This window comes from Flavobacterium sp. LC2016-23, from assembly GCF_009674775.1.
Classification (GTDB): Bacteria; Bacteroidota; Bacteroidia; order Flavobacteriales; family Flavobacteriaceae; genus Flavobacterium.
Genome location: NZ_WKKE01000030.1, coordinates 20,687 through 38,810 on the forward strand (window position 1 = coordinate 20,687; position 18,124 = coordinate 38,810).

Annotated in this window: 18 protein-coding genes; 7 read left to right on the top strand and 11 right to left on the bottom strand. The window is 38.3% G+C overall.

The annotated features are described in order from the left end of the window. The first annotated feature begins 129 nt into the window (after positions 1–129). On the top strand, positions 130–891 hold the full coding sequence (locus GJU43_RS20965; protein WP_154343644.1) for a phosphatase PAP2 family protein: 762 nt from the start codon (positions 130–132) through the stop codon (positions 889–891). Positions 892–967: 76 nt separating this feature from the next. Here the strand turns inward: GJU43_RS20965 and GJU43_RS20970 are convergent, their stop codons facing one another. The 6 genes from GJU43_RS20970 to GJU43_RS20995 all read right to left on the bottom strand — a co-directional run bounded on the left by GJU43_RS20970 (position 968) and on the right by GJU43_RS20995 (position 8,387). Further along, entirely contained in the window at positions 968–1,393 is a 426-nt protein-coding gene (locus GJU43_RS20970) for a hypothetical protein (protein ID WP_154343646.1), read from the bottom strand. A 40-nt stretch (positions 1,394–1,433) separates the two neighbouring features. Beyond that, positions 1,434–1,853, bottom strand: coding sequence for a hypothetical protein (locus GJU43_RS20975; protein WP_154343648.1), 420 nt, complete (start codon positions 1,851–1,853; stop codon positions 1,434–1,436). Positions 1,854–1,870: 17 nt separating this feature from the next. Beyond that, the gene (locus GJU43_RS20980; RefSeq protein WP_154343650.1) at positions 1,871–3,217 is read right to left on the bottom strand and encodes a hypothetical protein; all 1,347 of its coding nucleotides are present in this window, start codon (positions 3,215–3,217) and stop codon (positions 1,871–1,873) included. A gap of 310 nt (positions 3,218–3,527) precedes the next feature. Beyond that, the gene (locus GJU43_RS20985) at positions 3,528–6,473 is read right to left on the bottom strand and encodes an Ig-like domain-containing protein (RefSeq protein ID WP_154343652.1); all 2,946 of its coding nucleotides are present in this window, start codon (positions 6,471–6,473) and stop codon (positions 3,528–3,530) included. Between the two features lie 317 nt (positions 6,474–6,790). Then, positions 6,791–7,282, bottom strand: coding sequence for a hypothetical protein (locus GJU43_RS20990; protein WP_154343654.1), 492 nt, complete (start codon positions 7,280–7,282; stop codon positions 6,791–6,793). A gap of 247 nt (positions 7,283–7,529) precedes the next feature. Beyond that, positions 7,530–8,387, bottom strand: coding sequence for an AraC family transcriptional regulator (locus GJU43_RS20995; protein WP_154343656.1), 858 nt, complete (start codon positions 8,385–8,387; stop codon positions 7,530–7,532). Between the two features lie 259 nt (positions 8,388–8,646). Between GJU43_RS20995 and GJU43_RS21000 the strand changes: the two genes are divergently transcribed. Next, positions 8,647–9,057 carry a VOC family protein gene (locus GJU43_RS21000; RefSeq protein WP_154343658.1) on the top strand — a complete coding sequence of 137 codons (411 nt, stop codon included), beginning with the start codon at positions 8,647–8,649 and terminating at the stop codon, positions 9,055–9,057. A gap of 209 nt (positions 9,058–9,266) precedes the next feature. Here GJU43_RS21000 and GJU43_RS21005 read toward each other — a convergent pair whose 3' ends face one another. The 5 genes from GJU43_RS21005 to GJU43_RS21025 form a co-directional block, all read right to left on the bottom strand. Beyond that, entirely contained in the window at positions 9,267–10,661 is a 1,395-nt protein-coding gene (locus GJU43_RS21005; RefSeq protein WP_154343660.1) for an aldehyde dehydrogenase family protein, read from the bottom strand. 130 nt (positions 10,662–10,791) lie between these two features. After that, positions 10,792–11,100, bottom strand: coding sequence for a putative quinol monooxygenase (locus GJU43_RS21010; protein WP_154343662.1), 309 nt, complete (start codon positions 11,098–11,100; stop codon positions 10,792–10,794). A gap of 174 nt (positions 11,101–11,274) precedes the next feature. Then, positions 11,275–12,069, bottom strand: a complete 795-nt coding sequence (locus tag GJU43_RS21015) for a type 1 glutamine amidotransferase domain-containing protein (protein ID WP_229655103.1) — start codon at positions 12,067–12,069, stop codon at positions 11,275–11,277. 130 nt (positions 12,070–12,199) lie between these two features. Continuing rightward, positions 12,200–12,769: a Crp/Fnr family transcriptional regulator gene (locus tag GJU43_RS21020; RefSeq protein WP_154343664.1), complete on the bottom strand. Its 570-nt coding sequence runs from the start codon at positions 12,767–12,769 to the stop codon at positions 12,200–12,202. A gap of 270 nt (positions 12,770–13,039) precedes the next feature. After that, positions 13,040–13,231, bottom strand: a complete 192-nt coding sequence (locus GJU43_RS21025) for a cold-shock protein (protein WP_127339275.1) — start codon at positions 13,229–13,231, stop codon at positions 13,040–13,042. 605 nt (positions 13,232–13,836) lie between these two features. Between GJU43_RS21025 and GJU43_RS21030 the strand changes: the two genes are divergently transcribed. The 5 genes from GJU43_RS21030 (at position 13,837) to GJU43_RS21050 (ending at position 18,124) form a co-directional block, all read left to right on the top strand. Beyond that, a complete protein-coding gene (locus GJU43_RS21030) occupies positions 13,837–14,655 on the top strand; it encodes an alpha/beta fold hydrolase (RefSeq protein ID WP_154343666.1) in 819 nt (272 codons plus the stop codon). Between the two features lie 77 nt (positions 14,656–14,732). Continuing rightward, positions 14,733–15,050, top strand: a complete 318-nt coding sequence (locus GJU43_RS21035; RefSeq protein WP_154343668.1) for a phosphoribosylpyrophosphate synthetase — start codon at positions 14,733–14,735, stop codon at positions 15,048–15,050. Between the two features lie 148 nt (positions 15,051–15,198). After that, positions 15,199–15,831 carry a hydrolase gene (locus GJU43_RS21040; protein ID WP_154343670.1) on the top strand — a complete coding sequence of 211 codons (633 nt, stop codon included), beginning with the start codon at positions 15,199–15,201 and terminating at the stop codon, positions 15,829–15,831. 137 nt (positions 15,832–15,968) lie between these two features. After that, complete coding sequence (locus GJU43_RS21045) at positions 15,969–17,357, top strand: alginate export family protein (RefSeq protein ID WP_229655104.1); 1,389 nt, start codon at positions 15,969–15,971, stop codon at positions 17,355–17,357. 17 nt (positions 17,358–17,374) lie between these two features. Beyond that, the gene (locus GJU43_RS21050) at positions 17,375–18,124 is read left to right on the top strand and encodes a M17 family peptidase N-terminal domain-containing protein (RefSeq protein ID WP_154343672.1); all 750 of its coding nucleotides are present in this window, start codon (positions 17,375–17,377) and stop codon (positions 18,122–18,124) included.

Consider the following 18,124-nt stretch of genomic DNA (forward strand, 5'->3'; position numbering starts at 1 on the left):
TGATTCCTTAATTTGTGACAGACTTCCATAAAATTAATATCTTTAAACTTAGGACTTCAATTAAAAGAATATATCAAAATACAATTTGAAAGGTAAATTATAGTATTGTATACTAATTCATAAATTTAAATGAGAAAAATTAGTCTGTTTCTGTTGCTCCTTTTAGTATCGTGTACAGCAATTGCGCAAGATTATAAAAAGAAGGACACTATTGCTGCTGACACGGTCAAAAATATACGTTTCAATTACAAACAGCTCATCATTCCCGGAATCTTAATTGGTTACGGTTTGTGGGGAGCTGAAAGCGGGCAGATCAAAAGTTTTAATTTTCAGATTCGTGAAGAAATTACTGAAAACATAGACCGAAAAGTAACAATTGATGATTTTTCGAGATATGTTCCGGCCGTTTCCGTCTATGCACTAAATGCTTTTGGTATTAAAGGCAAAAATAATATGAGGGACCGCTCTGTTATTCTGGCGACTTCTACGATTATCTGCGTGGGAACTGTTTTTGGGTTAAAATCAATCACAAATGTAGAGAGGCCTGACGGAACTTCAAATGATTCTTTTCCATCAGGGCATACGGCTATTGCTTTTGCGGGTGCCGAGTTTCTATTTCAGGAATATAAAGATAAGTCTGTTTGGTATGGTATTGCCGGTTATGCCATTGCCACAGGAACAGGAGCATTCAGAATGTACAACAACAGGCACTGGCTGACCGATGTAGCCGCAGGAGCCGGAATCGGAATACTCAGCACCAAAGCAGCGTACTGGCTCAATCCTTATCTTTCCCGAAAATTATTTCATGGCAAAGAAAAAAAATCGACTTCATTTCTTATGCCTTCTTATGATGGCATACAATTTAGTCTCTGTTATTTTAAAACGTTTTAATGCCGGCTTTCTGTTTCTTTAAAAAAAAATCCCCAACCGATTAAACGATTGAGGAGTAGCAAAATTTATCGTCTGATTACTCGTTACCAATAACTTTAATTCGTTCTACAGTAAAATTGCCATATTTTTCTACATCTTCTTTTGTCCATTCAAACTCAATTTCTTTTGGTCTTTTACCATTATCCCATTCATCAACAGGCTCTTTTACAAACACATATAATCCTGTAAATTTTCCCTCTATCATTTTTTGTTTTAATTCGCGTGAACTACTAAATGAAAACATAAAATAGCATGGATAACCTTTTGGAGTCTTCACTCCAAAAGCTGATTGTATCTCTGGTTTTATTTCTTTCAGAAGGTTTTTTAAAGGCTTGTTGAGAAATTGCTCTTCATTGGACTCTAATTTATAAATATCATCAGGTGTTTGTATCATTTGTTGTGCTTTGCAGCTAATGTTTGCAAACAGGAATAGAATTATGAATGTTTTTAATATGATTTTCATGGTACTTAGTCTTATTTTAAGGATTTGAAGATTAATAAAATTATTCTTTACCAATAACTTTAATTCGCTCTACAGTAAGGTTGCCGTACTTTTCTAAATCCTCTTTTGTCCATTTAGAGGCTGTATCTTTTGGTCTTTTATCAAAATTCCAGTCTAAAGGTTCTTTTACATATACATATAAACCTATACCAAACGTATTATCATTTATTGATTTCTTCATTATTTCTTCACGGCTTATGAATCGAAAAGAAAAAAATGGTGGATAATCTACTGTACCTGAAACAAATTTTATTTCCGGTTTTATTTCTTTCAATAAATTTTTTAAAGGTTTATTGATGAATTGCTGCTCATTCTCTTTTAACTTATAGGCATCCATTGGTACCTGAACCATTTGTTGTGCTTTACAGTTAGAATTTATAACAAATAATAATATTGCTACTATTTTGACAGTATTTTTCATTTTTTAGATTTTAATTGTTAATTACAAGGTATAAGTGAATATGATTTTGAGCCATCTGTATTTATAGTCTCTCTAATTTTAACAGGATTAAATTTTCCGCTGCTATCTTGTTTCATTAATGTAATTCCGGAATTATTCTGATCCAAAACTGTAGCTATTCCTTTTGTTCTCCCTTCATTTGATTCTCCAAATTTTCCTTTCAGAGCTTGTATTTGATCAAAAATAACCTGTGGAAATTCAGGCGGATATACAGGAGATATATCTGCCGGATAAGCCGCCACAAAAGCTTTTGCCGCTGTTAAATTGGTAATTACAATGGCATAGGTTTCTCCACCTGTTAAAATAAAAGAAGTTGTAAAATTACTGTTTTTTGTATTCAGCGTTACCGCAGCATAGATATCTCCTGATGATAGGGGTGTATTATTCGGGTGATTGTGCATCGCGGCAAAAGCTCCGGGCCAATTCTGGTTGACCGCTACTCCGTTTGTTCCTCCGTTGTTCATAGGTGCCTGGGTTAAAGCGCCTCCTGCACCATTCCCCAAAGTAATACTGTGTTCCTTTCCGTCAGCACTGGCCTGCATAATATCGGCTTTTGCTTTTAAAAAACCCGCTTTCCCTGAAATTCCTGTTGTTGTTTTAGCGGCACCACAAGGATCAAGTTTAAAAGACGGAAAATAAATACCGGGAATACTACCTGATAGACCCGGAGGTCCCCAATTGTATCCGCTTCCATAATCAGGTTCCCAAACCCAGCTGCTGCATGTAACGGTAGGGCCTACGTAAACCCAGTAACGACAGAATAATCGGGACGTTTCGTTTGATTCCCGACTTAAATTGTGCAGGGCTGTCACCATTCCGTTTACAAATTCCCCTGAGTATATAATTTTGTTTTTACTGTCCTGAATGGTAATATAACCCGAATACCGGGAATAGATATGGTAAAAATTTTGCCCCGGATTATTGTTGTCAAAAGCATTGCCTTTTGTCGTGTAAATAATGTCATATACTTTATAGACATTTTCCGCATCCTGAACAAACAACAGCCTCATATACGTTTTGTACGCTGCATCTGTAACCACATTGGTAGTGGTGTTGGGTTTCAACAGCAAAGGGACTTCTATGGTTCTGCCCTTTTCTCCATCTGTTACAATAGCATTGTCCCAGTCAATCGTTTCAGTGAAGGCTAATGCTTCGAGCTCCAGCCTGCTGTTCTCAAACCATTTTTTTGCAGCAGTTACAGCTTTGTTTTGCTCCCTTTTTTTAATGTCGGGTGCCTCATTTTCATCTTGCTGGCATTGTGACAGAAAAACTCCTACACTTATTAAGATAAAGATAGAAGCCGCCTTTTTTAGTTTACCATCCATAATTTACAGAAATTAAGGTTAATTACTCTATTAAAAACATCACTTAAAACTATACTTAATAAAGGAGAGCATCCATCAGGAATAAACAAACCCTATTATTCATGTAATAAATGGTCTGATATTTAGCATAACTTGTTTTTGTCAGGATAAATTTTATTGCATTTTAGTTGATTCGCTAAGGGCAAAAACGGCACAAAAAGTATTTTAGCCCATAAAAAAACCAGTGATAAATCACTGGTTTAATTTAAGGTATTCTAAAATCGTTCCCTTTATTTTAGAATGAGTCTTTCCGGACTGTTATTTCACCCAATTATTTAACGATCAGTTTTTTAGAAATAGTAAAAGATTCGGAACTGATTGTCACAAAATAGATTCCTTTGGCTAAGTTATGATTGATTTTTCCGGACATACTAAGCTTGTTTACTAAAACCCTTCTCCCGTTGCTGTCACTAACCGTTACTGTTACGCTATCACCCGGTTTTAATTCCGGGAATGCAATATTAAATTCATTGTTAGTCGCAGGGTTTGGATAAATTCCGGCAAAAGCATTATTTTCAGTACTAATTTCTTCTTTTCCGCTGCTCATTTTAGCTGTGGTCGTACTTTGAAATTGCCATTGTGCGCTTTCCCAATTGTTCTGGCCTCCGGCATATTGAGCAGAACCTGTCAGGTTTTCAATATGGATCATACTTCCGGTCTGCCATCTGTTTTTGATTCTTACCCAGGTACCATCTACATTTTCGTTTGACCATTGGGCACTCCACCAACCGGATGATCCGGCAGTACATTGCACTGCTCCTGTTAAGTTTTCAATATGCATTATATCTCCCGTGCCTACATTTTTTAATATAAAATAAGTAGCATCAACGGCAACTTTTTCCCATTTGTAAGTGTTGTTGGCCACTGTTCCACCATACCCTACATTGGCGCCTGCATCGTACAGATAATTATTGGTCCACTTGTTTTTAATGGTGAAATAACTTCCTGTGGCAGTACTGACCGTAATGGCTGCTGTACTTATTTTGTTCCCGTCTGAAGTCGTTACCGTAATGGTGGCTGTTCCGTTCGTAATTGCGGTCACCAAACCAGAAGCATTAACCGTTGCCACGCCCGTATTATTTGAAGTATAACTAACCGATTTATTAGTGGCATTGGACGGCAAAACTGTCGGTGTTAATTGCTGTGTGGCGCCTACAGCCAATGTTGCTGATCCCGGACTAAGGCTCACACTGGTCACCGCTACATTTGATGAATTTACCGTAATTACAGCAGTCGCTGTTTTAGAACCATCCTGCGTAGTGACTGTAATCGTGGCTGTGCCCGAGGCAATTGCAGTAATTAAACCTGCCGCATTTACAGTTGCAACGCCGGTATTGTTAGAACTGTAGGTCACCGTTTTGTTTGTTGCGTTGGCCGGAGCAACAGTTGGTGTTACTTGTTGTGTGGCACCAGCGCTTAAAGTGGCTGTTGTGGGTGTAACCGTCACCCCTGTAACGGCAACTGATGTGACTGAACAGCTTGTACTCTGCGTCCATGAAAAGGTACCAATCGCACTGGTTTCTTCATTAATCGTTGCGCTACCGCCTCTGTTGGAATAATTCATATTGCAGTACGTACCATTTCCGGCGGGTGAACCTGCTATAAGGACAAAAAAACCTCTGCCCCAATTTCTGTTAAGGGCATTATTGTTGGGGAATTCTTTACCGGTTCCGTTAACCGTTATATCTTTAAAACTAAGATTATAAATCCCGTCTCCTGACCTTTTACTGATCGAAATAGCATCATTTCTCGAATCTATAATATCGAGATTATAAAGCTGCACATTTTTAACCTGAGAACCTGCGTTAGTAGCGCTGAAAATATCCACCGCAGCTACCGGATTATTATATGTATCATTAAAAGTTCCGCAGGTGGTTACGGTAATATCGTGAATTTCGTGCATTCCGTCATTGTTAAATGGCGCTCCGGGAAAATTATTACTCACCCTGATACCCGCTTCCAGATTATCTTTTATAATTAAATTGTAGGCTTTGTTATTTTTTCCTCCGTAAATCGCCAGACCACAGGCACGCCAGCAGTTCTCTGAAGTATTGTACCTAAATGTATTATTGATACATTCCAATCCGTCCGCCGACCAGATCGCCTGATCGTCATCCCCATTATTCCTAAAATTAGAGTGTTCTACAATGGAATTGGCAGTTCCTTTGCAAAGATTAATTCCATCAGCATAATTGTTTCTGAAACGACAGTGAGACAGTGTAAATCCATCCGCAATTGCAGGACCTCCAACATTGTACTGTGCAATCCAGGCCCCGCATTCAAAATGTTCTGCCCATATATTTTTTACTGTTGACGAGGCCGTAAAAACACCGTTTATAGCTTTATAAGAATTACTTCGGGAAGCTGAATTTGTGGTTAAATACAAATCCGAAAATGAAATATTGCTTGCATTGGCACGCAATCCGCCATTCCCGCTGCTCGTATTTGTAAAATTAATCTGGGTATACCACATTCCGGCACCTACTAACGAGGTATTGGCGGAACCGAAATACAATTCCCTATTAACGTTGAAAACACCAGCCGGAACAAATATTTTTTTACCTCCGTTTGCATCAATAAAAGTCTGAAGATCACTTCCGTTTCCGGTATAGGTCACAGAACCGGAAGGGGCAGTAACGCTAAGCGGAACCGGTTCCATCTCTGCAAAATCCAAATGGATATTACCTGTTTCCCTTACTAACTTCAACGTTCCGGAGACCGCGATTTTGGACGGAAGTTTATAACGGACCTCGTCAAATCGCATTCTTGGATTTTGATTGGTAATTCCGTTATTATTTGGATTTCCGTTACTCCACAGATATTCCCACGACCAGTTGGAAGTTAAGCTCAGGGTTGTAATTTTTGTGTTGCCGTTATAGACCCCCAAAGTCCCTGTTTGTCCATCGGGAACACTGTATCGAATGACAAGTCCGTCTGCAGCCTCCGTAATTGTCCATTGAACGGTAGCATTGGTAGCAGACAGATTTACACACTGCTGATCTGTAGCTTCCGATTGCAGATCAGACTGCACATAGGATTTTGAAGTAGTGACAGCGCCATTGGACAATTGGCCTGCATTTGCTTCATACCTTTTATAAGGCGCATCGTAATAACCGCGCTGTGCCTGTAAATTGGTAGTTAAAAGCGTAAAAAACAGCCCTATTATAAGACAGCAGCTGTCCCTTTTAAAAAAAATTGCATGTAATTGATTCTTCATAATTTTGGTTTTTTAATTAGTAAGTTTGTTCCTAAAAAAAGGATATAACGAAACTAGGCTTAAAAAAAAAATTAAAGAAAAAATACATTAAAAATCAAGGTTCATACAACGATTTCGCTTATTCAAATAACTGACAATCAGACTTATAAATTTTTAATAAAAATAAAAAATCAAGAAAAAATATAGCCGGAAGTTTCTGATTTAAACCAAACAGACCGCTGCCGTTCAGCTATTTGAGATGAACGGCATTACTTTATGATGTGGTCTGAAGCAGCAGTCGGTTCTTTATAGCCAGCAAAAAAACCTGAAACTCATCTTTAAGCCCCTTTTCTATTTTCTTTCTGTTGTTTCTTAAACTGATAAACCGAACCGGCAACAAATAGTAGCAGTAAAACAAGAAGCGTATTCCCAATAGCAGGATCACCAATATTTTTAGCCAAAGGATGTCCTAACGGAACACGCGTAAAAGTCTCATTAACGGTTGGAACAAGTGACAGGAAAAAACTGAAAGACAGGCAAAAATTTTCAAAATAGTGTGCCCTGTTACTGGCTGGGAGTTTGCAGTAGAGAAAATAAGCCGCTGCAACAAGCAGCACAATAAATACTGAAAAAGCATGTCCCGCATTAAGTCCGCCATGCTTTGATATACCCAGTGACGTAAGTGAAGTAATGATGGTCAGGTAAAAATAGATTTTACCAGATACGGTACCCAGATTGATTTTACCATATTTGATAAATCCTGCTAAAGCTGCTCCAATGGCAACCACACCAATAATTGTATGAAAAATTCCTAAAATTGATAATCCCATTTTCTGATCGTTTAAATTAGTTTTTTTTTAAAGCTTTATCTGCTAAAAGAACGACTCCTACAGGAAATCAGTACTATGGAGATCCGTTTGCAGGTTTGCGTGCCTTAAAGCAGCTGTGCAAATGTGCGACAGAATGAAGGGAATGGTTTTGTCAATAGGTTCAATTGTTTGGCAATCTGGTTCACGCCAAAAAACATCCTTAAATTTTAAAGAGTTTTAGGGATGATAATGCAGGACAATAATTTACTTATGTTTTACTATTTAGATTTTGGCGGTAGTTTGTAGGTGTAACGCCGTATTTGCCGGTAAAGCTTTTGGTGAAATTCGCGAGGTCATTAAAACCGCAGTCAAAGGCAATTTCCGTAATGCGCTGATTGGAACGCAAGAGTAATTCAGCTGCTTTTTCAAGCTTTTTAGCTTTAATGTAATTTGCAGGTGTATCGTCGTAGATTTTAGCAAATTCACGTTTGAACGAAGACACGCTGAGGTTGTTCTGCCGGGCCAGTTCTTCTATAGTTAGCTGCGAAAACAAATGGGCTTCTATTATTTGTTTAAAAGTATAGGTGGCAGGAGAAAAAAGCTGCGAAATGATCAATTGTATCGCTTCCGAATTTTGTGTCTGGGACAGTAAAAGAAGGATTTCTTTTAATTTCAGGATTAGAATGTCTTCGTTGATCAGGGATGGATTCTCAAAATAAAACAATAATCCCTCGATGTACTTTTGGATCAGGAAGTCGTTGTTTATTTTTTCACTTGACTTGTTTGAGATTATGTTTTTCGGTGTCTGCAGCAAGACTGGCAGTTCCCTGTCGTATATTTTCTTTAATATCTCCGGATAAAAAGTCACAATCACAATCTCACAATTACTTTTTGGATTTGAATTGTAGATTTGTTTCCCGGACTGGATACAATTCAGAAACAGGGAATAATTGGTCGGAATGTTTACCGGCTCATCATCAACCTCATACTGGATTTCGCCTTGCAGTACGTATAAAAAACAGGCCTGCTCCGTAACCGGAAAATCAAATTTAAACGGTGGTGTCAATTGAATTTTTTGAATCAGGGTCTTACCGTATAAGTCGTGCTTTTTATAGTCGTTTACCATAGCTTTTTTTCTACAACGATTCTGCCAGATATCACGATTAGGTTTTATAGATATGATTCTGCATTACGCACGACAAAATTAAATGAATAATTTTTATGTTTGGGGCGTAACGCGACTTATGATGAAATAATATAGCGGTAAAAACACCGTATTCTACTGAATTTCTTCCGTGCATATTTCAAAAAAAAAATCTTGAATGCTGACAAACTGTTGTCATAGGGCTCCGGTATATTTGCAGTATAACTTAAAAAATAAGCAAATGAATTTAGTGTCCATTCGAATTATTACTGCTAATGTAGCACAATTAGTGAATTTTTATGAGCAGGTAACAGGTTTGTCTGCAGTGCAATACACTGCAGACTTTGCCGAATTAAAAACACCCACCACCACTTTAGCCATTGGAAGTACGAAAACATTGGTTTTTTTCGGGGGCGATGATGTGGCAAAACCAGCCGAAAATAGCAGTGTTATCATCGAATTCAGGATAGATGATGTAGAAAAAGAATATGAAAGATTAGCAGATTTTCTTCAAAATAGCATCGTTCAAAAACCCACCACAATGCCCTGGGGTAACAAATCGCTTTTATTTCGGGACCCTGATGGCAACTTAGTAAATCTATTTACCCCTGTTACACCCGAAGCCACCGAAAAATTTGAAGGGAAAAATTAACCACAGTATCCGGTTTTTCTTAGCGGATCAATCCTAAAAAAATTGAAGCGTAAAAAAAAAGTTTACCGCAGAGAGCGCAAAGATTTTTATCTAAGTTTACCTTATTAAAAGCAAAGTTCGCAAGGCTTTATAGATACAGCTTTGCGAACTTTGCGTTTAATAATAGGTAAGAGTTTAAAAAAATCTTTGCGTTCTTTGCGGTAAAAAAATTAAAGGAATTTACTTTTAAAAACAGTCAGTTTTTCTCTGGTCATTTCATTGATCGAATACGAGATCCCTCCCATTCCGATACCGGAAGTATCTCGTCCGCCAAAAGGCATCCAGTCTACACGAAAGGCAGTATGGTCATTCACCATCACTGCGGTGGCATTTAATTTTTTGACGGTATCCAAGGCAATATCCAGATTTTTTGTAAAGACAGCTGCCTGAAAATGAACATCAAGGGCATTTGCTCTTCTTATGGCTTCGTCTCTGTCTGTAAAAGGATAAATACAAACTACAGGCCCAAAGATTTCATGAGTGGACACTTTAGCATCTTCTGAAGGATTAAACAAAACAGTAGGCTCAAAACAAGTGTCGGAAATTCTTTTTCCCCCTGTAATTACTTTGCCGCCTTTAGCAACCGCTTCGTTCACCCATTCTTCTACACGATCGACTTCTTTTGGTGTTATAAGTGAACCCACATCGGTCGTTTGATCAAATGGATTTCCAACAATCAATTTTTTAGTGGCCTCCGCAAACTGTTCTGTAAAACGGTCACAAATTTCCTCATTCACATACACTTTCTGAACGGAGACGCAAACCTGTCCTGCATGATAAAAACCTCCTTTTACCAAATCCGGAATCATTTCGGCAAAATCGGCATCACTTTCAACAATAACCGGCGCTGCTCCACCATGTTCCAGGGCACATCTCGTACCCGGAGCTAATTTACTTTTCAGGTACCAGCCTACTTTCGCTGAACCAATAAAAGACAGAAAATGAACTCTCGGATCGGTCACCAGTAATTCTGCCGTTTCATTGTCACATAAGACTACTTGCAGCCAGCCTTCAGGTAAACCTGCTTCTTTTAAAATATCGGCAAGTGCCAGACCCGATAATGGCGTAGTGCCCGCTGGTTTAAATACAACCGGACAACCGGCAGCAATAGCAGTCGCAATCTGATGAACCGCTAAATTTAAGGGATGATTGAAAGCACTTACGGCAGCCACAATTCCAATAGGTTCTCTTGATGTAAAGGCAATTCTGTTTAAAGAGGCTTCGGTAAGTCCCATTGGAATTTGCTCGCCTTTTATTTGTGAAATATGCTCAGCGGCTAACTTTACCCCATTGATTGCTCTTATTATTTCTGCTTTTGAATCTTTATACGGTTTTCCTCCTTCGCTGATCGCCAAATGTATTAATTCCTCGCTCCTTTCGTTCATTAGAAAAGCTGCCTTTTCCAGTATTTCAATTCTTTTGTAAGCCGGAATCCAGTTCGATTGGTCCTTAAATAAATTTTGGGCAATAGTCAGTACTTTCTCAACTTCGCTTTTATCGATGAGAGGCAGCTCTTTTACTATACTCTGATCGTAAGGGAATATTATTTTTGTTGTCTTTTCCATAGTGCTTTTTTAGTTGAACTTAAAACATACTTCTTTTTGAATTGAAGCTTGTCTTCTGGTTTGTTTTCTAAATTTACTCAAATTATCGATGGCTGCAAGGTCTTATTTTATACTATTTAACATTTGCAGTCTATAAATAAGTTACAGGTGTTGTTAAAACAATCTCCCTGTTTACTAATAAAGGCACAATTTTATCAAGTACAAATTCCTGAAAATGAGCTGAATTACGATGTTCTGCCACGGCTGCTTCATTCGTATAGCCTTCAAATAAAACCAGTGTATTTAAATCCGAATTGCTCTGATGAATTTTATAAAACAGATTCCCGTTTTCTTTTTCACTTTCTTTTTGTACTGTTTTCAATAAATTCAAAACATTTTCGATTTCGCCTTCTTTAACTTTCCATGTCGCAAAAACATGAACCGGATTTTGATTTTCCATTTTATTTATTTTTAATGTTACTGTATATTTTTTTATTGCCTTTTCGACGAAGGAGACCCGAGCGATGGCGAACAGACGAAGTAAATCGTATCCGGTATTCGGCAAAGACTGGCGACATTCTGCACGGAGTTTCTTGTGTGATTTATCCTCCGTCGAAAGGACAAAAATGTATAATTACTTTTTAGAAGTTTCTAAAATCGAAATCATTTTTTCAGCCACTCCTTTTGCAGAAGCAGGATTTTGTCCGGTTACCAGATTACCGTCGGCAATACTGTGTGCAGACCATATGGCAGCAGCATGAAATTTGGCTCCTTGTTTCGTTAAGGCACTTTCCAGTAAAAAAGGTACATCAGCGATAGCGTATCCTTTTTCTTCCTCATCTGTAAAAGAGGTGATGTTTTTACCGTTAACCAGGTAAGAGCCGTCGCTTAGTTTTACATTTAATAAAGATACAGGACCGTGACAGACAGCTCCAACAACAGCGTTTCTTTCGTATGTTTCTTTGATTGCTTTTTTAAGCAGTACATTTTCAGGCATGTCGACCATTGGTGCCAGACCGCCCGGTACAAAAATAGCATCATATTGATTCACATCAACCGTTGATAGTTTAACGGCTTTCTGCATCGCTTCCCATCCTTTTCCAGTTAAAAAGGCAAGGTTGTCAGGATCATTTGCCAGATTAAGCGCATCTAAATAAGGCGTATCTCCGTTTAAACTCGCAAAATCAATTTGGTAATTTGCTTTTTCGAATTCGGCATAAGGATGTGCTACTTCCGGAAGAAAGGTTCCGGTTCTTCTGTTGTTTGGTCCAATTGCATTGGCATTCGATACGATAATTAAAATTTTCTTGTTCATTTTTGTTTCGTTTTTAAGGGTTGTTTTTTGTTTTACTGAGGTGTTTTCTTTTTGATTTTGTGCGTAAGAAGAAAAAAAAGCGAGTGCCGCTGTTACCATCATAAGTTTTTTCATTGCTATTATTTTTTAAAGTTGTTATGAATTATTTATAAGGCAAATTTATAGCGATCACCGACCTCAGAACGAGGAGCAAAGTCACAAAAAAAGTGTGATGGAAATCACACTTGAAAGTTAAACAGGTATTTTATTTATTGCTGGAGTACAGCCTGCTTAGGGTTTCGCGGCTCACCCCGAGATATTCCGCAATGTATTTTTTGGGAATTTTTTGCATCAGATTGGGATAGAGATCCGCAAATTCTTTATAACGTTGCTGCGGATTACTGGAAAGTAAGGAGATCACCCTTTGCTGAAGGGCGATATAGCCTCTGGTCAGTTTTACCCGGAAAAAATGTTCCATTTTATGCAGTGCGACGGAGAGTTTCTCCCTTCCTTCCAGTGTCAGGCATAAAACCTCGCCTGCTTCCATACAGACCACATACATGTTGGCCTGCTTCTGATTGAAATAGGCGATATAATCAGACATCCACCAGTTTTCTGTTGCAAATTGCACAATGTGTTCTTTGCCTTCTTCATCAAGATAAAAAACCCTGAAAATGCCGCTCATAATAATGTATTCATATTTAGCATCATCACCCTGCTGAATCAGGTATTGATTTTTTAATACTCTTCTGATGGTGAAAAATGGTTTGACAGACTCAAATTCTTCATCACTAATGGGTATAATCTCTTCAATATGTTTTCTTAGCTTTTCCATAATTTATTTTCGAATTTCAAAGATAGAAGATTTTACATTCCTGAGCTCCCTTAAAAAAATATCGTTAAACAACTGGATCGAAGACTTACTGATTGCCAGAGAAGCCGGTGCTGCCATTTTAACAACTGATGGAACAGCCTGGAAATGCGGAAGCGAAAGTTTGTATTGGACTATTTCAGTCTTGAAAGGAGAAATAACCGATCGCTTCATACCAATAAAAAAGGCACCCGTATTAGCGGGTGCCTTTATAAGCTCACTGTTATAGTATAATTATGCTATGACTACGTTTACTGCGTTTGGACCTTTACGGCCTTCTTCTACGTCAAAACGAACCTGATCGTTTTCACGGATGTTTTCCGACAGACCTGAAACGTGAACAAAAATTTCGTTTCCTCCGTCATTAGGAGTTATAAATCCAAAACCTTTTTCTTCATTGAAGAATTTTACTGTACCTTCTTGCATTTTAGTGTATTTAATTGTCCAAATGTAATACTTTAAAATGAGAACTAGCTGAAATTGAGTTTTTTATTTTATTTTTATATAATGAAATGCGTTTCTGGGGTGCTACAGCATAGAAATTATCTTCTTAGCCCGATGTCTAAATTCGGTTTTAAGAGGAAGAACACCTGATTATTTTTCTGAATTCCTCCAATTGAGAAGGACTTCGAAAAAACCGCTTTTTAAAACATTACGATAAAATTTCATCTTTCGCTTCTATAAATTTACGATATATCGTAATTTAAATTTAGCACTTAAAAACGTAAGGCCCTGATTTTATTCACTTTTACAATTAGGGCACATTGTTTGGCTATTGTTTTGCATCTATACTAAATAAAAAATGTACAACATGAAAACAGCACGTAAAATAAAATCAGGAAATTCTCTTTTCGCTCCAAATCCTACAATTATTTTCTTTCTTAATCTAGGTTAATCGACGCATATTCACAGCTGCTGTAAGTTTGTAAAAGAAATTTAAAAACACATCATAATTCAAAACTTAGAGGAATCACAGCGCTAATTTTTGATCATCAACCCTAAAAAATTTAATAATCTAAAACCATAAAAAAATGAGCACATTTAAAACACAAGACGGAACAGAAATTTTTTACAAAGATTGGGGAACAGGACAGCCAATCGTTTTTCACCACGGGTGGCCATTATCCAGTGATGACTGGGATGCACAAATGATGTTTTTCCTAAAACAGGGATACAGAGTTATTGCACACGATCGTCGCGGACACGGACGCTCCGGTCAAAGTGCAGAAGGAAACAATATGGAAACGTATGCTTCAGACGTAGCGGAACTGACAGCTGCACTGAATTTAAAAGATGCTATTCACGTAGGGCATTCAACCGGTGGCGGTGAAGTTATTCGCTATGCTGCAAAATATGGAAAAGAACGTGTTGCAAAAGCAATTATAATTAGTGCCGTAACGCCTATCATGATTCAAAACGAATCCAATCCTGAAGGGGTACCATTAGCTGTTTTTGATGAAATAAGACAAGGTACAGGGTTTAACAGAGCACAATATTTTTATGATTTCCCAATACCATTTTACGGATGGAACCGCGAAGGGCAAACCGTTCAGGAAGGAATTAAACACAACTGGTGGCGTCAGGGAATGATGGGTTCTGTATTAGCACATTATGAAGGAATAAAAGCTTTCTCTGAATCCGATTTCACAGAAGATCTTAAGAGTTTAGATATCCCTGTTTTGGTTTTGCACGGAGAAGATGATCAGATCGTACCTTATGGTCAGGCACCCAGAGCGGCAAAACTTTTGAAAAACGGAAAATTAATTTCGTATCCTGGTTTCCCTCATGGTATGCCAACCACAGAAGCGGAAACAATCAATAATGATATTCTCGCTTTTATTAAAGCATAAGGGGGTTTTCCTTAAAAAATTAATCTAAACTGCCTGTAACAGTTTGCTTTTGCAGGCAGTTTTAAAATTTTCAACTTATGAATTCATTTCAACAACCCTCATTTGATACCGTAACAGAAGCTTTACAATGGCTGAATCGGGAAGGTTTTAACGAAAACTTTAATCTTGACGAAAATTGTATCCGGTACAACAATAACACACAAACCATGTCCCCGGAAGAATTCAAAATTGAATATGTATTCCGTTTTGAAGGCGATACAGATCCGGGAGATGAAGATATTGTCTACGGAATCATTTCTGACCTCTATAATATAAAAGGTGTTCTGACAAGCGCTTTCGGAATCTACGCCGACGCTGTCTCTGCTGAAATGATCCGAAAACTCTCTGTTCACTAATCCTAAATTCGGGAAAGCGATACTAAATTTACGAAATATCGTAAGTCATATATTTTACCAAAAGATTTAATCGATTGATTAACAACACTTTAAATACATGGCATTTTATTAGCATCACCCCTATTAAATAATTATAAATCAAAACATTATGAAACCATCAGTAAACTTATTATCTCCGGACAATCACGCTCTGGTATTAATTGACTTTGAAGGCCAGATGGCTTTTGCTACAACCAATATTCCGTTGAGCGAATTGCGGACTAACGTTGCCATCATTTCCGGCGCATCAAAAATCTTTAATGTACCAACGGTGGTTACGACAGTAGCCGAAGAAAGTTTTTCCGGTCCTGTTTTCCCTGAAGTAGAAGAATTTTATCCAATTGCTACTTCAGGATATATTGACCGTACCACTATGAATACGTGGGAAGATGAAAATGCCTATAAAGCAATTACCGGAAAGAATAAAAAGAAATTAGTCCTTGCCGGATTATGGACAGGCGTTTGTATCGTTGGTCCGGCTTTATCAGCTTTAGAAGAAGGGTATGAAGTGTATGTCATTACAGATGCCTGCGGCGATGTAAGCAAAGAAGCGCATGAACGTGCCGTTCAGAGAATGATTCAGGCCGGCGTACAGCCTATCACATCTATTCAGTATTTATTAGAACTGCAAAGAGACTGGGGACGTCAGGAAACCTATGTTCCGGTAACGAACCTAATGAAAAAATACGGTGGTTCTTACGGTTTGGGTATTCATTATGCCCATAACATGCTGAAACACTAATTGAAAAGTTTACAGTTTACAGTTTACAGTCACAGTAAGCAGTAGTAAGTGAACCGCAAACTGAGACTGTGACTGAGACTGAGACTGAGACTGCAAACTACAAACCATCAACCATCAACCATAAACCATAAACCATTTTGACTTCAATAAAATCCATATCGACAAACATCAGGATAATTATACTGTCTTTTCTATTGCCGGGAAGCATGGCTACAGCTCAGAATTTTAAGCTGTTGCGTTATGATGAAAACTATGAATTCTTAAAAGATTCAACACGGAATTTTTATGAGAATTTAAAATTCGTTCCCTTAAACAACCAGAAAGACATTTATATTTCTTTTGGTGGTGAAGCGCGATTTGAATATGTGGATTTCAACAATGAAGACTGGGGAAGGCTCAATATTGGCCACAACAACTTTTTATTGCAGCGATACGATCTTCATGCCGATATTCATTTAGGAAAAACCTTCAGGGTATTTGCACAATTAAGAAGTGCCTTGCAGGACGGGAGAAGCAATGGTCCGCGTGGTATTGACGAAGATCAGCTCAATGTTCAGAATCTTTTCATTGATGTCAGTCTATGGCGGAAAGAAGATCAGAAAATAATCATTCGTGCCGGAAGACAGGAATTGGATTATGGTTCCGGAAGACTGATTTCGGTAAGAGAAGGTCCGAATGCACGGCTTTATTTCACCGGAGGAAAAATAATGTATTCGTCCGCCCGATTCTCTATTGACGGATTTGCGATGATGGCAGATACCATAAACACCGGAGCTTTTGACAATAAAATGTCGAAACAGCTCAATCTTTGGGGTGCTTATTCGAAAATCATTTTCCCAAAAGCCGGAAACCTGGACCTCTATTATCTCGGAATCAAAAGAAACGAATCGGTGTTTGAAGAAGGAATGGCGAGCGAAAAACGACATACGATAGGCACACGGTTTTGGAAATACGGCGGTGGCTTTATTTACAATCTGGAAGCGGCGTATCAATTTGGGAGTTTTGGCACCGGAAATATCAACGCCTGGACCGGATCTGTTGATATCGGCTATTCTTTCGAAAATATAAAATTCAAACCCACCCTAAATCTTCGAAATGATTACATCTCCGGAGACAAAAACAAAAACGATGGTAATCTGCAAACGTTCAATCCGTTGTACCCAAAAGGAGGTTATTTTGGCTTCAGTCCACAGGTAGGTCCGGTAAACCTTATCGATATACATCCGTATGCTACACTGGATTTACTGCCAGAACTAAAGATGCAGGTCGATGTGGTTTTAAACTGGAGGTATTCACTGCAGGACGGGGTTTACAGGCCAAGCGGGAGCTTAAATCTTCCCGGAAGTGCTTCGGCAGAACGGTATATCGGAACCGCCTATCTGGCCAATTTTTCATACAGCATCAACAAATATATTTCGGTAGTCAGCGGGATTCAGTATTTTAAAACCGGTGCTTTTATCGACGACATAATCCCAAATTCCAAAGACGGTGTGTTCTTTAACGCCAGACTCGGATTTAAATTTTAACCATTAAATTCATAACTATGAAAAACATAGCCATTTTCAACCAGTACAGACTTAGATATTTTTCTGTATTTCTTTTGACATTTTTATTTGCTGCTCCCCTGTCTTTTGCCCAAACGGCTCCTGAAACCAAAATGGCCTCACTTGGAACTACCGTTACCTGGGGAAAAGTAGACAACGTTGCCATAAACGGATTGGTTCAGGGTCCTTCTTCAGCTGAAGCAGAATTACAGGTCGCCTGTGTTTTTGAATACACAGAAGGAGACATCTTCAACCCTCCTGCCCTTCCTGCCAACCTAAACGGAATGGTACATTTAGATGATGCCTTAAAAGGTACTATTACCGAATTGCGCAAAAGCGGCAAATTTACAGGACATTGTCTTGAAACCTTATTGATCATACCTCCTAAAGGAACACTGGCAGCCAAAAAATTATTGCTTATCGGTCTGGGTGACCGTACTAAATTTACACCGGAGGTAATGATCAGTGTGGGAAGTGTTGCCATGCGGGAAGCATTGCGTCTGGGGGTCAGCAATTACGCTTTTGCAAGTGATATTAAAGATGCGGGAATTGATTCTCCAACGGCTTTAATTGCAACAAATGTCGTTTTAGGTGCATTTGAAGCCTACAGAACACAAACCTATTTAAAAGATAAAAAACTATCCGATCACAAGCCTTTAAACAAAATCATTTTGCTGGCGGGACCTGCATTTTATAGTATTGCAGGAGAAGGAATCAAAGAGGCCATTACGACACTTAACGCTAAATAA

Excerpts from the sequence above, each read along its gene's own strand:
- GJU43_RS21035 (WP_154343668.1), top strand. The coding sequence starts at position 14,733 with ATGAATTCATTTCAACAACCCTCATTTGATACCGTAACAGAAGCTTTA.
- GJU43_RS20985 (WP_154343652.1), bottom strand. The coding sequence starts at position 6,473 with ATGAAGAATCAATTACATGCAATTTTTTTTAAAAGGGACAGCTGCTGT.
- GJU43_RS21040 (WP_154343670.1), top strand. The coding sequence starts at position 15,199 with ATGAAACCATCAGTAAACTTATTATCTCCGGACAATCACGCTCTGGTA.
- GJU43_RS21005 (WP_154343660.1), bottom strand. The coding sequence starts at position 10,661 with ATGGAAAAGACAACAAAAATAATATTCCCTTACGATCAGAGTATAGTA.
- GJU43_RS20980 (WP_154343650.1), bottom strand. The coding sequence starts at position 3,217 with ATGGATGGTAAACTAAAAAAGGCGGCTTCTATCTTTATCTTAATAAGT.
- GJU43_RS21000 (WP_154343658.1), top strand. The coding sequence starts at position 8,647 with ATGAATTTAGTGTCCATTCGAATTATTACTGCTAATGTAGCACAATTA.
- GJU43_RS20995 (WP_154343656.1), bottom strand. The coding sequence starts at position 8,387 with ATGGTAAACGACTATAAAAAGCACGACTTATACGGTAAGACCCTGATT.
- GJU43_RS20975 (WP_154343648.1), bottom strand. The coding sequence starts at position 1,853 with ATGAAAAATACTGTCAAAATAGTAGCAATATTATTATTTGTTATAAAT.
- GJU43_RS20990 (WP_154343654.1), bottom strand. The coding sequence starts at position 7,282 with ATGGGATTATCAATTTTAGGAATTTTTCATACAATTATTGGTGTGGTT.
- GJU43_RS20965 (WP_154343644.1), top strand. The coding sequence starts at position 130 with ATGAGAAAAATTAGTCTGTTTCTGTTGCTCCTTTTAGTATCGTGTACA.
- GJU43_RS21015 (WP_229655103.1), bottom strand. The coding sequence starts at position 12,069 with ATGAAAAAACTTATGATGGTAACAGCGGCACTCGCTTTTTTTTCTTCT.
- GJU43_RS20970 (WP_154343646.1), bottom strand. The coding sequence starts at position 1,393 with ATGAAAATCATATTAAAAACATTCATAATTCTATTCCTGTTTGCAAAC.
- GJU43_RS21010 (WP_154343662.1), bottom strand. The coding sequence starts at position 11,100 with ATGGAAAATCAAAATCCGGTTCATGTTTTTGCGACATGGAAAGTTAAA.
- GJU43_RS21030 (WP_154343666.1), top strand. The coding sequence starts at position 13,837 with ATGAGCACATTTAAAACACAAGACGGAACAGAAATTTTTTACAAAGAT.
- GJU43_RS21025 (WP_127339275.1), bottom strand. The coding sequence starts at position 13,231 with ATGCAAGAAGGTACAGTAAAATTCTTCAATGAAGAAAAAGGTTTTGGA.
- GJU43_RS21020 (WP_154343664.1), bottom strand. The coding sequence starts at position 12,769 with ATGGAAAAGCTAAGAAAACATATTGAAGAGATTATACCCATTAGTGAT.
- GJU43_RS21050 (WP_154343672.1), top strand. The coding sequence starts at position 17,375 with ATGAAAAACATAGCCATTTTCAACCAGTACAGACTTAGATATTTTTCT.